The sequence below is a fragment of the Pseudomonas sp. genome (assembly GCF_030150285.1).
Classification (GTDB): domain Bacteria; phylum Pseudomonadota; class Gammaproteobacteria; order Pseudomonadales; family Pseudomonadaceae; genus Aquipseudomonas.
In genome coordinates this window covers 1-13307 of the sequence record NZ_JASLGE010000074.1, presented here as the reverse complement: position 1 = coordinate 13307, position 13307 = coordinate 1, and the positions used below count along the sequence as shown (strand labels likewise).

12 protein-coding genes and 1 pseudogene are annotated in these 13307 nt (G+C 52.8%); 6 read left to right on the top strand and 7 right to left on the bottom strand.

What is annotated here, in order from left to right:
• The first annotated feature begins 96 nt into the window (after positions 1-96).
• Positions 97-1563 carry a DUF726 domain-containing protein gene (locus Q1W15_RS16610; protein WP_300730276.1) on the top strand — a complete coding sequence of 489 codons (1467 nt, stop codon included), beginning with the start codon at positions 97-99 and terminating at the stop codon, positions 1561-1563.
• Positions 1564-1611: 48 nt separating this feature from the next.
• On the opposite strand, the gene Q1W15_RS16605 is transcribed toward Q1W15_RS16610, so the two are convergent.
• The 4 genes from Q1W15_RS16605 to Q1W15_RS16590 form a co-directional block, all read right to left on the bottom strand.
• Positions 1612-3357, bottom strand: coding sequence for a LeoA/HP0731 family dynamin-like GTPase (locus Q1W15_RS16605; RefSeq protein WP_300730275.1), 1746 nt, complete (start codon positions 3355-3357; stop codon positions 1612-1614).
• Complete coding sequence (locus tag Q1W15_RS16600) at positions 3344-4975, bottom strand: GTPase (protein WP_300730274.1); 1632 nt, start codon at positions 4973-4975, stop codon at positions 3344-3346. Before Q1W15_RS16600 ends, Q1W15_RS16605 begins: the two co-directional genes overlap by 14 nt.
• Before the next feature lie 57 nt (positions 4976-5032).
• A complete protein-coding gene (locus tag Q1W15_RS16595) occupies positions 5033-5908 on the bottom strand; it encodes a hypothetical protein (RefSeq protein WP_300730273.1) in 876 nt (291 codons plus the stop codon).
• A gap of 433 nt (positions 5909-6341) precedes the next feature.
• A complete protein-coding gene (locus Q1W15_RS16590; RefSeq protein WP_300730272.1) occupies positions 6342-6602 on the bottom strand; it encodes a hypothetical protein in 261 nt (86 codons plus the stop codon).
• A gap of 118 nt (positions 6603-6720) precedes the next feature.
• Here Q1W15_RS16590 and Q1W15_RS16585 point away from each other — a divergent pair, with 118 nt between their 5' ends.
• A complete protein-coding gene (locus Q1W15_RS16585; protein ID WP_300730271.1) occupies positions 6721-7593 on the top strand; it encodes a WYL domain-containing protein in 873 nt (290 codons plus the stop codon).
• A gap of 86 nt (positions 7594-7679) precedes the next feature.
• On the opposite strand, the gene Q1W15_RS16580 is transcribed toward Q1W15_RS16585, so the two are convergent.
• A complete protein-coding gene (locus tag Q1W15_RS16580) occupies positions 7680-8414 on the bottom strand; it encodes a hypothetical protein (RefSeq protein WP_300730270.1) in 735 nt (244 codons plus the stop codon).
• Between the two features lie 100 nt (positions 8415-8514).
• Here Q1W15_RS16580 and Q1W15_RS16575 point away from each other — a divergent pair.
• A pseudogene (locus Q1W15_RS16575) lies at positions 8515-8709 on the top strand (hypothetical protein); the annotation flags it as partial.
• Here the strand turns inward: Q1W15_RS16575 and paaX are convergent.
• Entirely contained in the window at positions 8706-9638 is a 933-nt protein-coding gene (gene paaX / locus Q1W15_RS16570; protein WP_300730269.1) for a phenylacetic acid degradation operon negative regulatory protein PaaX, read from the bottom strand. The pseudogene Q1W15_RS16575 and the gene paaX overlap by 4 nt on opposite strands.
• Positions 9639-9848: 210 nt before the next feature.
• On the opposite strand from paaX, the gene paaF reads away from it, so the two are divergent.
• From paaF to Q1W15_RS16555, 3 genes are read left to right on the top strand one after another with little or no spacing between them, the layout of a single operon-like run.
• Positions 9849-10622 (top strand): 2,3-dehydroadipyl-CoA hydratase PaaF, encoded by a 774-nt coding sequence (gene paaF, locus Q1W15_RS16565; protein WP_300730268.1) that lies wholly within the window; start codon positions 9849-9851, stop codon positions 10620-10622.
• A gap of 34 nt (positions 10623-10656) precedes the next feature.
• Complete coding sequence (gene paaG / locus Q1W15_RS16560) at positions 10657-11448, top strand: 2-(1,2-epoxy-1,2-dihydrophenyl)acetyl-CoA isomerase PaaG (protein WP_300730267.1); 792 nt, start codon at positions 10657-10659, stop codon at positions 11446-11448.
• Positions 11449-11451: 3 nt separating this feature from the next.
• Positions 11452-12966, top strand: a complete 1515-nt coding sequence (locus Q1W15_RS16555) for a 3-hydroxyacyl-CoA dehydrogenase (protein ID WP_300730266.1) — start codon at positions 11452-11454, stop codon at positions 12964-12966.
• A 160-nt stretch (positions 12967-13126) separates the two neighbouring features.
• Here Q1W15_RS16555 and Q1W15_RS16550 read toward each other — a convergent pair.
• On the bottom strand, positions 13127-13307 hold a 181-nt coding region (locus Q1W15_RS16550), incomplete at its 5' end, for a transposase domain-containing protein (RefSeq protein WP_300730265.1).

Sequence of the window (13307 nt, the reverse complement as noted above, 5' to 3'; positions counted from 1 at the left end):
GCTCACCCACTAACTAGTTGTTCTGCAAAATGATTTACAGCTAGATAGCGGAATGACATCATTTATTTATTCTTCAGCCTCATGCAAGGACCTTGAGTGAGCACTCAGTTCAAATTTATGACCCTTCCCCATCGCTCGGGAACCGTGGCCAATGTATTTATCCATGGCTACTCAGCCGGCCACGATATGGAAGATCGCTGTGCGTTGCGCAAGGCCATCCCCTCATCCTTGCACAACTGCATCAACATCTTCGCCTTCTGGCCATCGGGGCATTGGAGCCAGTTCGACACTTTCATCAGCAAAGGCATTTGGGCTACCGCGCGAGTCAGCGCCTTTGTTGGCGCTGGAGCTGTTGCCGTCGACCGTGCTATCCATTTCAACAGAAGCCGCAACCGCGCCAGCGACATGGGCAAGACGCTGCTCAAGCAACTCGATAGCTACCTGCTTGAGCATCATCCGTACGTTGAAACTGTCAATCTGGTCGGGCACTCGCTGGGGGGACGTATAGTCATCAGTGCATTACGCGAACGGCACAATAATCCGCCTGATGACGGACTAGTAGTCGGTGATGTTCTGTTGATGGCCGCTGCGTCTAAGCTGTCGGGGGATGAAGCATCTGCATTCGACAAGCTTATCAAAGGCAAGCTGTGCAATGCTTTTTCGAGCTCCGACAAAATCCTGCTGTTTAACCTGGGCGAAACCAGTGCAGGCCGTAACCCGGTAGATAACTGCAAGAATGTCGAGATGACCGATTTTGGGCACACGGACTATTGGGAGAGCCTGGAAAAAGTGTTGCGCGACTGCGGCTTCCAAGGCTATCAAAGCGGCCTACCAGCATCATCACAGCCGCAGACAATAATCAAAAAACCCGACCCCGTTGTACTTGACCACCTGCTCTATGACCTGCTGGAGCTGACCAGCGAACGCATCCGCGGCCAGGTAGTCAAACATCTGCGGACCAGCAGCTGGGCGAACCTTGAAACCGATCAGTCGTTGTACCTAATGGCCAAAGAGCTTCAACTGCTCGGAGGGCATTGCATGGTCAATCTGGCACGGGGTCGCGGGCTTAAATACGTGCAAATTCTCCTGATGCTCGCCGAGCACTATGAGCTTGTAAACGAGATGCACGACTGTGCGCAGGTTATCGAACTGGAGGCAATGCTGATCAGCCAGTTCTTCCAGTCTTCATTCGGGGATAATCACACGCTTGCTTCGAGAAAAGATATCCTTCAGCAAGTACGCGCCATGCCTGAGAAAGACTATTTTGAGCAAGTTGATGCTCTGGCAGCCAGCCTGACCGTGACGTCCTACTTTTCGGCGCCTGAAGCACCAGCACCTCTGTATAGGAAAACCCAATCATCGCAGCCCAATCTCAGTAAAGCAGTGGCTTTGGCATCCTTATCAAGATGGTCATCGCTCAGCACGCTGATACCGACTGAACGACTTCAAACAGCGTTTACCAATCTTAAAAGTGCGGTCAAACCGGGTTACTCGGCGCTGATACCGGCTGTTGCCATTGTGTTCTATGCGCGCCTGAAACTGAATAACGAAGGGTTGCTCTGACACTCACGCAACCAGGTCTGGCCAGCATCACTGGCCAGACACATACGATCAGATCACCCGAAACTCGCCTTCGATCACCACTGGCGCACCAAACGCCTGATTCAAGTGGGTTTCAAGCTGCCCCAGTTGCGCTTGCCGGTTGCTCAAGGCATCCAGACTTTTCTCCTGTTCGATCAGGATTTTCTCAAACATCTTGATCTGCGGTGCAAAAATTTCCATCACCTTGTCGTGATCCATCAGCAGCCTCATTGGCTCGGCAAAATGGCTTTTAACGACTTCAGCAAGGTCACTCTGCAGCTTCTTAAGCTCCGCCTCAGCACGTTGCTGCTGCACAACGGTGATGATGTCAGTCAATACCTGAATAGCCGCACCAATCGGTCCAGACCAGCGGCTGATGTTAGAGGCCAGCTTAGTGGCTTCCCAAGGCTTGAATTTATAGACGTAACCCGTAAGGTTTTTCAGGGTCTCTCGAGCTAGGAACACACCATTTTTGATGTTCTCGACGGGAATTTTCGATACCGCGCTCAACGCTCTGCTCGAAGCCGACAAGGCCGATGCCGTAATACTGTCAGCAAACGCTAACGAGGCATCTAGCTGATGTTCAATACTGGCGCTAATACCACTCATAATCGATGAAGACTGGTTGAACGCCATGCTAAACAGATGATCAATGCGAAAACGCAATTTTTCGCCTATGTCGCTCTTCGTGAAGCCGATTTCTGCCTCCAGAAAGGCGTGAACCTGATCACGGGGTAACGTACGTATGCTGTTAAGCAGATCTTTCTCAAGATTGCTGAGTGCCTGGTAAAGGTCGCCTACGGTAGCAAGGACTTTGCGCTTGCCCTCATTAATATCTTCCTGGATGCGGGTTGCTTCGAGGCGCTGGTTATCGGCCAGTAGTTTGAGCCTGATCAACTCATCCTTGGCCATGCCAATCTTCTTGCCCAACACGTCACGCACCACATCAACACCTGTCTTCTTGATCAGGGTTTCACGACCACTGCTATCCAGTACCTGCTGGGTAACCTGCTTGAGCTCGCTGATGCGAGAACGCTGGTCATACAAATCTTTTTGCTCAAACCAAAATTCCAGCCCACGGCTGTTGGGGTTGGAAGCTACGCAGACCACATTGACTGCATCACGCTCGGCCGGCGTCAGGCCAACAAAGCGCTGTAACTTATCCAGCAGGTTGTTCTTCTTGATAGCGCTCTGCTGCTGAAATTCTTCGGCATCGCGCAGGTCAGCCACTTCATCCATTTTGTTAATGACGAAGATGGTCGAACTCAACTTGTTCAGGTCGCGCAACACCCAGCGCGCGATGTCCTGATGGCTTTCCTTGAGCGGGTTGGTCGCGTCGACCACGTAGAAAATCAAATGCGCTTCGGAGATGTAATTTTTGGTGATATCGCCGTACTGAACCAAACTGCCATTTTCTGCAGCTTTCTCCTTGTCACCGAAAAGGCCGGGGGTATCGACAATTTCGCAGCGGTCTTGCAGGTTATCGGGCCGGTAGATTTCTAAAGCGTCCGAGGACTCGTTGGCGTCGATCTTCATGTTCTTCATGACCTGCCCCAACCAACCAGCAACCACGCTGGTTTTTCCGTCGGAGAAAGCGCCCACTAAAGCAATGCGCAGGGTATCGGCCTGGACATCACCTATAGCCTGTTTGATCTTGTCGAGGTCTTGGGACACATCGAGTCCCAGTTCTGCGAGAGCACCAACAAGGTTCTGGAGGTCACCAAGCGACTTGACGACTTCGGACTTGCTGGCATTGAACTGCTTAAATTGTTCCATAGGGTGCGGCTTCCACTTGATTTTTCAACGCCTGGATAGAGGCAATTTTCTTATCGAACACAACACCAACATCGGCCATCTTTTGGCGTTCATCACTCAACTGACGCAGTGTTGAGCCCTCGATCTGCGCCCTGATTGTTGCCAACAGAACCTGAGTCTCTTGCTCAAACGGCGTCTCACTGGCAGCACGCTCTTTTTTGATTGCCTCAGTCACATTGGCTTGCGCCTCGGCGATTTTTTTATTGCGCCCACCCAGGAGATAGCTAATGCCTGCCGCAAATAGCCCAACAATGCCGCCGACCACTGCCCCAATAATATTGCCTGCGCCAGGAATAAACGAACCGAGCGCGAAACCACTCATGGCATAACCACCGACGCTCATGAGCAAGCCGCCGAAATCCGAAAAGTTGAAACTGATGGCATCCATGGCACTGGAAAGCGAAAGCGAATGGTTGGCAGCGACACTCAAGCGTTGTTGGAACTGGACCCGCTCGGCATTTTCCTGCAGGCGCTTGATTGCCCGCTCTATACTGCTCGACAGTTGTTCAAACAGTTGCTCCTGGCTCTTTGCAAGGCTATTAGCAAGTCGTTCTTGTCCGACCCTGACGTGTTCTTGAATGACCCGTTCCACTTCGTCTTTGTCCTTGAAGTGCGCTTCGACAGCCTCCCGAGCAGCACTAGTCAGGTCATTGAAAAAGATACCCAAAGCATTACTGCGTTGTTTGCTAAAGCTGTTTTTCAGCTCTTCAAAGCTGAGCCTAATGGCTTTTTCACACTCAATGATTTCTGCACCAACCTGATTACTAATAGTCTGGTGCTCGTCCCGCTGCTGCTTCAAGTCATTCACGGTGTCCTGCAGGAGGCGCAAGACTTTGCGCTTGTTACTTTCAACAATATCGACTTCGAAGTTGGCACAACCATCACCAATCACCTGCTGCAGCTCATTTAACTGGCTGAAGCTGCGCATGGCTTGCTGGCTGACGAAGTCCTGCTTGTAAGCGCGTTGTGACTTCAACAAGTCTGTTCTATCGGGATGGATACTGGTCAGGCCCCGCTCGTCGAACGCCACACCCGTCAACCCCAGCAACCCTTGCAGGCTCTGGCAACCACTGACCAAGGCCGAACCGAGAATATCTTCAAGCACTTCACGAGTCTGCGCACGAATGGCGCCTGCATCTTTGTGGGTTTGCTCGAGCGACTCACGGTCCATATCAAACTCATAGGAGTCCGCTTTACCACGCAGGTTGCAAATGGCGTAGACCTTGGCATCACGGTTGAGGTAATGCTTGATTCTCCGGGCAGTCTCGGCCTCCGGCTTCTTGTTGGTACCATTTACGTAAAATACCAAGTGAGCCTTGGCGATGGCCTCCTGGACCATGGCCTCATACTTGGATTCGTTACCCTCAATTCCAGGTACGTCGATCAAGTGAAAGTTTTTGCCCTGATGGCTGAACTCGTAGATCACATTATCCTGGGTGAAATCCGCCTGACCGGTACCGACGATTTCGCCATCAACCTGGCCTGCACAGCGCTGCAAGCGCTCCAGTTCTTTTTGTTGCTTGAGCAGAGTTGGCAGTCTGTCACTGACCAACTCACTCAGGGAGTGTTGTTCGCGCATGGGGGATGTCCGAGGTCGACCAAAGAGAAATAACTACTCAGCGTTAAAGCCACGGTATTACACCAACTGTGCGTAGCCCAGAACGCCCGCGACAATACCGATCGTCGTCCCCACTAATAGACCTAGCAGCATTTTTACTTTTGCACGCTGCTCCAGCGAAATACGCGCGGCTTCACCTTGGCGTTTACTTTCGACTAATTGAGTTCTGTAGGCTTGCAACTGAGCGCCCTGCTCGGTGAACTGTTGCTGACTCTGTTGCAAGTCGCCTCGTACACTAAATAGCTGCTGCCCTAGTTCCTGAAGCTCACCTTGCAACTGCCCGATAAGCTTTTGGCTTTCACTCAGCAACGCCTCATTATTCTGTAGCGACTGCCGAGCGTAATGCAGTTCGCTAACGGTATTATTCAACCGCTGCTTGCAGTGGCTAAATTCCTGCTCAGTGCTTTCCAACTGCAATCGAGTGCTTTGCAGGTCACGCTGAGTCTGGTTGACCAAAGCTCCAATATCATCGCCTAACGCAGCGATGTCTTCGCAAAAGCTGACATAACGTGTACTCAGTTCATCAATCAGGGCGTCGCTTTTCTCCGAAAACACAGCCTGAATATCGCTGACAGTCGCCTGGTTTCTCTGGATCAGTGCCTGACGCTTTTTTTCTTCAAACAGAATGCGCAAGCTCTCGATGATCGTGCTTTTCCCGGCATTGGTTTCGCCGAAAAATGCGATGGTGAAATTGTCCCATTCAGCATGCTTTTCGAGATAGGCAATCTCACCGTCAAAGCGAGCTTTCATTTGACCCAATTTATCTTTGACGTTAGCCAGGTGGGCATATCCCTTGTCATTGCTCACATCCAGCCTGGAAACATCATCCAGTGCCATGGCTATATCACTCGCCACCCGGGTGTACAGCTTGGAGAAATCCTGAGCCTTACTCATATCGTTCCTTAAAGGTTCCCATCTGCACTGAATATCAAGGAGGGCTAAGTTGCATTTTGCCACTACGGCTGTCAAGTTTATGGACGGTGGGTATCTGGATCTCCGTCATGCCTTGACTCAGAATCGCCGTCGCGCCAAAAGCTCAGCGAATGCACCTTTCAACCACCCAGCAGCTCGCATCCCCAACTCCTTGCTCCCGCATCTGGGACACCGGTCAAACCACTCACCCGACTTCAATGAATCACTTCCCGGTGCCACTGTTTTCGCCCAACCGCATGCGGCACATTTGTAGGTCAAGGGCCTGGGTTTCATTGGCATATCTGCTCTCCTAGGTTATTGCCCAGTCGAAGACAAACGCTGAGGACATCGTGACCGCTTGACCAGCCCCGCCCCCTGCTCTCCGATCAAGCATCTTTTGGACCGTACAATTTGTTCATAAGCCCACTGCCGGGATCAATTGCTGCAATATCACCAGCCTCTTCTCCAATTCCGCCGTGCGCTCTTTCTCAACTCGCAACTCAGCACGCAGTTCTCGCTTTTCCATTTCCAGAATCTTTACCCAGCGCGCATCCTTTTTGAACATCAGCGCCATGCGCCAAAGCTCACGTAACTTCAAACTCTGCTGTACAAGCATCAGTAGGATCGCCACCAGCAGCACCAGTGCCACAGTCAAAAAATCTTCCGACATGTCCATATCCACTTCCATCGTGACTTTGATTTATTTCGAAAACACAATCACGATATGTAATGATTCACGACAGGTCTAGATTGTAGACTTATACAGGTAAAGTATCCGCGCACATGGAGGGGTCATGAAACGCAAACAGTCTATCGCGCAGGTCCGCTGGGATCTGGCACTTCGCTATCGTTTGATTGAGACCGTTGCCTGGTGGGAGGGCCGGCTGACCACGGGACACCTGATCCAGAGCTTTGGCATCAGTCGCCAGCAGGCGTCGAAAGACATCAACACCTACATCACCGAGCATGCGCCCCGAAACTTGACATATGACAAGCAGATCAAGGGCTATATACCTAGCAAACACTTCAAGCCAAAGTTCATCGACGACAGTGCCAACGCTTATTTACACCTGCTTTACCAGAACAACGAACGCGCGCCGCACATTGATGGACTTGCCCTAGCGTACACACACACCAAGGTGTTGGAGGTTCCGGATCGACCAATTCGCCCCGAGATCCTGCGCCCACTGCTGAAAGCCTGCCGCGACGGTCTACGCCTGGAAACCGAGTACGTATCGCTCAATACACCTAATGTTGAAATTCGCCTCATTGCCCCGCACACACTGATCTATACCGGCATGCGCTGGCATGTGCGAGCGTATTGCGAGAAGAACGGCCAGTACCGTGACTTTGTACTTAGCCGATTACGAGGAGAGCCTGGGTTACTCGATGCGTCAGAGAACACCCAAGACCGGGATGAAGACTGGAATATTGAAATACCCGTTATCATCGCGCCCGATGGGCGTTTGAGCACAGCACAAAAAGCGATCATTGAAAGCGACTTCGGTATGGTGGATGGCCAACTCGTAGTGCCCTGTCGCAGGGCACTGGTGAAGTATGTTTTACAACGCTATCAGATTGATCATAGAAACCTGGACCCCAACCCGGAAGCTCAGCAAATCATAGTCGCCAACCTCAAGGAATTGAGGCAATGGCTCTATGAGTGATTAGTCCGCAGGTCAGCTGGATTACCTGGACGCGGTACAGGTAATCAGCCTCATCTTTCTGGCCCTGGCCAAAGGCTCAGACGGCCTTACTTGCGCAACAGTTCATGCCGAAAACGTGCTTCCAAGGATGGAATTTCCAACAGCACATCGTCGTCTTCCCAAACATCATAAGATCTGACCTCCAGGATCTCGTCCTCAAACGCCAGATCCTCATGGTCGTCATCCGCAATTTCTTCATACAGTGCCGAGGTATAACCCTTGATCCACAGTTTGCGCTTGTCCGCGCTGAAGATATAACCGGAGGTATATTCTGAACCTGGCAGACGGTCAGGCATTGCGCTGCCTTTACGCCCCAATGCGGTGATCGCAATTACCAAGTGTGCCAGCTCATCTATATCTGGGCAGACCGTCTCATGGAAGGCAGGCCAGAAGGATTTGTCCTCATCGGAGGCTCGCCAGCCCTTACAATCATTGACTTCGGATAAGTCTTCATAGGGGTGCGAATGGAAGGTGCCGATTAACTCCAACTGCGGCCAGTACTCGGCAAAGAAATCTCTCTTCATCTTGATGGATTCAAGGTCGGGTCTGACCCATGCAGTATGACGCAACGCCGAGGTCTCCACGGTAGCAACCGCAGCGACTAGTCGCGCAGGTACATTCTCACGCACTGGTAATGCATACCCCCACAGCAACCCAAAGGTTTCCAGTTTTTTGTTTACTCGACCTCGCTCATGAGCTTTGTGGGAGACTTCATACGCCTCAATAGCGGATGTCAGAAGCTGAGGCAATACGTGGTCTTCGATAATGACTTGTGTGCGCATGAGAGTCCTTGTTTTTACGCTGAAAGTGGAGGTTCTGGAAGGTGTGGCTAGAACCTGCAAACCGCTATCGGCCCGAACACAGCTTTCTTGAAAAACGCCGCTAGGAATAGATCCTGTCGTTCTGGAGTTGTCGCTGTCACACAGAATGCCGGGCGCGCTTGGGGCCGTTTGTGCGCGGGCGCAGTTACTGGAGCAACGACGCGAGGCGGCGCAGCAATGGGCTGACTATTTGGATTTACTCAAGCACAAAGCGATTGACCGGTATTCAGATCAGTTAACGGGTAAATCGGATTAGGTAACAACTGGATTACCATCAAACCGCTGATAAAACCGCTCCCCAACCTCAGGCAATTCCCCTCCAGCCACCTCCAGCGCATCAACCAGCCAGTCCTGCGACTTCTCCCAGACCAGCTTGTAAATATTGCGGCACAGCAATCTAGCCGCCTTCCCTTCCCAGTCGGCCGGCAAGAGCTCGTCAGGCAGTTGCGGGTCGCGCAATAACAGCTTGCGGTATTCATGGATCAATAGAAGTCGGGCCAGAAAGCAATCCTGGGGCGACAGTTCTTCCTGTTCGCGTAACGACTGCCATAGCGGGCGAAACAGATGAATGAACTCCCGATAATGCTCGGCCAGCTCATCGATATTCCAGGTTTCCCGCACTTGCTGACGCAGCGCCTGAGAGGCCATGAATTCGTGGGCTGTGGCCTCGAAAACGATGGTTTGGTCTTGCGCATCCAGATCAAGCAAGGTGCTGCTGATATCGATTCTGTCTGCGTGGGGACTGGCCAGCAGCACTGGAGAAAGTGCCCCAAAGCCCTGCCACTCAAGCTCTTCGCGTACCGTTTTGCGTTTGTCCTGATCCAGTTGCGTAAGCATTACCAGGCACCAGGAACCATCCCAGCTGCAGTCACCCGCGTGATAGACCCGCTTGAAGGCTTTGTCGAAGCGTCTGCGACCAATGTTGGTCAAACCGTAGTAGCTGCGTCGCCCCACTTTTTCGGCCGTGACCCAATTTTCCTGACTCAGACGATAAATCGATGTTCGTATCAGGCGCTCATTGATGCCGAAGGGTTCCAGCAGTTTAACCAGGCTCCCCAGCCATGTGCTTCCGCCATGAGGTTCGATGGCATCACCATAGAGGGTGATGATTAATGAGCTTGCTCGAATCGGTGTTTGCTCTTGAAAACGTTTTATCAAGTGATTCAACGGGCTGAGGGAAGACATGGCATTACCGGGCAGATCCGAAAGCTGAAATATACCCTCAGCCCAGCGCTATGAACACAGCTCTACCGGGATCCATCTACCCAATAAACCACACCACTTACGAAATTAGACACACAATTTAAAACTTTTGTAATTTTGTCGTATCCCTTTGGCGCTAGACTCAGAAAAAAACACACCTCGTGTGGCATTAATTTTGGGGAGGGCATTCAAATGCCTTGCTTGCTGAACAGGATGAACAACCCTCAAGGCGTGTGCATGATCACCTTGAGTCGGCCCGAGGCATTGAATGCACTCAACACCGAACTGCTCAAGCAGCTTGTCGAGGCCCTGGATGATGCGCAAACAGATCCGGCTGTCCGAGCGGTTGTACTGACAGGGGGCAGCAAGGTATTCGCGGCTGGGGCGGATATCCATGAAATGGCTGCCAACGATTTTATTGCGACCCTGTCTGATCAACGCGTTGCCTGCTGGCAACGCATATCCCAGTTTAAAAAGCCTTTGATTGCCGCTGTAAACGGGCTTGCCCTGGGCGCCGGCTGCGAGTTGGTTTTGCACGCCGATATCGTTATTGCCGGTGAGAACGCCAGGTTCGGTCTGCCCGAAATCAACCTGGGCATCATGCCCGGAGCCGGAGGGACTCAGCGCCTGCCAGTCGTCGTGGGTAAATCACGGGCCATGCAAATGGTACTGACTGGCGAGCCTATTGATGCTCATCAGGCCTTGCAGAGCGGGCTGGTCAGCGAAGTGACCTCTGTAGAGCGCACGATCGAACGTGCACTGCACATTGCCCACTCCATCGCCTGTAAAGCTCCCATAGCGGTCAATTTGGCTAAAGAAGCCGTGTTGACCGCCTCCGAGGCAAACCTTGCCTGTGGCTTACGCCTGGAGCGCAAAGCGTTTGCTTTGTTGGCAGCCACTCAAGATCGACAGGAAGGCTTGAAGGCTTTTCAGGAAAAACGCGAACCCCACTTTATAGGCCGTTAAGCCATACCTATCTGCGCTGAAGGGGCATAACTCAATGAACATGCAGCACCTGTTATTCAGCTTAGATGCTGGTGTAGCCACTCTGCGGCTGAACCGTGCCGAACAACTCAACAGTTTTAATGCACAGATGCAGGCTGAAATGATTGAGGCGCTGCACGTGATAAGTAACCTGCCAAGTCTGCGGGTGCTGGTATTGACGGGAGAAGGCCGAGGGTTCTGTGCAGGCCAGGACCTGAAAGAGCGCAGCGTTTCATTGCAGGGAGCTGAAATTGATCTGTCGATCTCTCTGGAGCATTTTTACAATCCTTTGATTCGCCTGTTACGCGCCCTGCCCGTTCCGGTGATTTGTGCAGTAAACGGGGTAGCGGCCGGGGCCGGGGCCAATATTGCGCTGGCCTGCGATCTGGTATTGGCTGCGCGCTCCAGCACCTTTATTCAGGCATTTTGCAACATTGGTTTGATCCCTGACTCCGGTGGCACGTGGGCTCTGCCCAGACTCATGGGCCTGCCTCGAGCCAAAGCCTTATGCCTGCTGGGGCTGCCATTGAGCGCGGAGCAAGCCGAGCAGTACGGTCTGATTTATCGCTGCGTGGATGACGCCGAGCTGGAGCAAGAAACCCAGCGTCTGGCGACCCATTTAGCCAAACAGCCTACCTATGCCCTGGGATTGATCAAGCAGGCCTTGAATGGCTCTTTCGACAACAGCTTCGAGCAACAACTCGAACTGGAGAAGAACCTGCAACAACTCGCAGGACGCAGCGAGGACTATCAGGAAGGTGTGCGCGCATTTATGGAGAAGCGCGCCCCCCACTTCAAGGGCAAGTAACCCATGAAAGCACTCACCACCCACGACCCCATCGGGATAGTCGGCTCCGGCACGATGGGTATCGGCATTGCTCAAGTGGCCGCCAGCGCTGGCCATCCTGTCTTGCTGTTTGATCAATGCGCTGGCGCTGCCCAAGCCTCCATAGGTCAGATGGCCACACGGCTGAATGCTCAGGTGAGCAAAGGTCGCCTGGATCCCGCCATGCGTTACCTGACATTGTCACGCATGCGTGTGATCGACAGTCTTGAGGGACTGAAAGCCTGCTCTCTGATCATTGAAGCGATTACTGAAAACTTCGATGCCAAGCGCAGCCTGCTTCTGCAACTGGAAGAGGTCTGCACCAAGACCTGCCTGCTCGCCAGCAACACCTCTTCCCTTTCAATTACCCAGCTGAGTGCAGAGCTCAAACACCCCAAACGTTTGCTCGGATTGCACTTTTTCAATCCGGCACCAGTGATGCCACTGGTTGAAGTCGTCGCAGGCCATTTAACCGACCCGAACCTCATCAAGCGCGCGAGCACGATTGTTCGCGCCTGGGGCAAACAGCCTGTTCATACCCGTTCAACTCCTGGCTTTATCGTCAATCGGATCGCAAGACCCTTTTATAACGAAAGCATGCGTGCGCTTGAAGAAGGTGTTTCTGACTGCACGACCCTCGATGCTCTGATACGTGAGGCTGGCGGCTTTAAAATGGGCACTTTCGAATTGACAGACCTGATCGGCCAGGACGTTAACTACGCAGTCACTTGCTCAATCTTTGAAGCCTTTTATGGAGATCGTCGCTTTCAACCTTCACTGATTCAAAAACAGCGGGTGGATGCAGGGCTGCTCGGTAGAAAAAGTGGTCAGGGTTTTTATGACTACACCCAAGGCGCGTTCGCACCAAGCGTTTCAGAGGTTATCAGTGACCTGCTCGTCAGCCAGTGCACGGTCGAGGGCTCGGCCAACTGGGCGAACGGCCTGATCCAGCGTTGCCAGCACCATGATATTCCGGTGAATCAAGTTCCCGGGCGCGGACTCCTGCGTATTGGCGATGCCACCCTGGCCTTGACCGACGGTCGTCTGGCCAGTCGGCGCGCCCTTGAGGACGCCCTGCCCAACTTGATCCTGGTGGATTTGGCCCGGGATTACCTGCAGACCAAACGCCTGGCAATCAGTTGTTCATCAACTATCGGCGTGCTGGCCAAGGCTCAAGGCATCGGTTTCTTGCAGCAACTGGGGATCAAGGTCACCTGCTTGACCGACAGTCCCGCACTCATCGTATTGCGCACCTGGGCGATGCTGGCCAACGAAGCTGCCGAGGCGTTGCTTCAAGGGGTTGCCTCAGCCACAGATATCGATCTGGCCATGCGCGCTGGTCTTGGCTTCCCTCAAGGGCCACTCGCTTGGGCAGATGGCTTCGGGCTGTCAAACCTGCTGACGGTGCTCCAGAACCTGCAAGCCTGCTACGGCGAGCACTATCGCCCTTCGTTACTGCTGCAGCGAAAAGCAACCGAAGGCGATCACTTCCATAGCTGACCTCTGATCAAGACCTCAGAGACCCCCATCAAAATCCACCACCACAAAAATAAGAGTGACGTCATGCCCATGCCAAACGCTCAACACCCTGCCATCGACGCTTTTCAAACCCTCGGTCTGGACGAGTTGCGTAAGCGTCCGGGCATCCCATCTTGCGCAACTAATCCGGTTGCCACCGATGCGGCAGTAGTTCCTGAATCTCACTTGCCCGCTGCGTCGGCAGGCGCGTGAAAACGTCCTTCAAGTAGGCGTACGGATCATGCCCGTTGAGCTTGGCCGATTGGATCAAGCTCATCAACGCAGCAGCGCGTTTGCCACTACGTAACGACCCTGCGAAGAGC

Bases quoted from the DNA above. Each gene is read 5' to 3' on its own strand.
- Q1W15_RS16555 (WP_300730266.1), top strand. From the start codon at position 11,452: ATGAAAGCACTCACCACCCACGACCCCATCGGGATAGTCGGCTCCGGC.
- Q1W15_RS16605 (WP_300730275.1), bottom strand. From the start codon at position 3,357: ATGGAACAATTTAAGCAGTTCAATGCCAGCAAGTCCGAAGTCGTCAAG.
- Q1W15_RS16585 (WP_300730271.1), top strand. From the start codon at position 6,721: ATGAAACGCAAACAGTCTATCGCGCAGGTCCGCTGGGATCTGGCACTT.
- paaX (WP_300730269.1), bottom strand. From the start codon at position 9,638: ATGTCTTCCCTCAGCCCGTTGAATCACTTGATAAAACGTTTTCAAGAG.
- Q1W15_RS16590 (WP_300730272.1), bottom strand. From the start codon at position 6,602: ATGGACATGTCGGAAGATTTTTTGACTGTGGCACTGGTGCTGCTGGTG.
- Q1W15_RS16580 (WP_300730270.1), bottom strand. From the start codon at position 8,414: ATGCGCACACAAGTCATTATCGAAGACCACGTATTGCCTCAGCTTCTG.
- Q1W15_RS16600 (WP_300730274.1), bottom strand. From the start codon at position 4,975: ATGCGCGAACAACACTCCCTGAGTGAGTTGGTCAGTGACAGACTGCCA.
- paaF (WP_300730268.1), top strand. From the start codon at position 9,849: ATGCCTTGCTTGCTGAACAGGATGAACAACCCTCAAGGCGTGTGCATG.
- Q1W15_RS16595 (WP_300730273.1), bottom strand. From the start codon at position 5,908: ATGAGTAAGGCTCAGGATTTCTCCAAGCTGTACACCCGGGTGGCGAGT.
- paaG (WP_300730267.1), top strand. From the start codon at position 10,657: ATGAACATGCAGCACCTGTTATTCAGCTTAGATGCTGGTGTAGCCACT.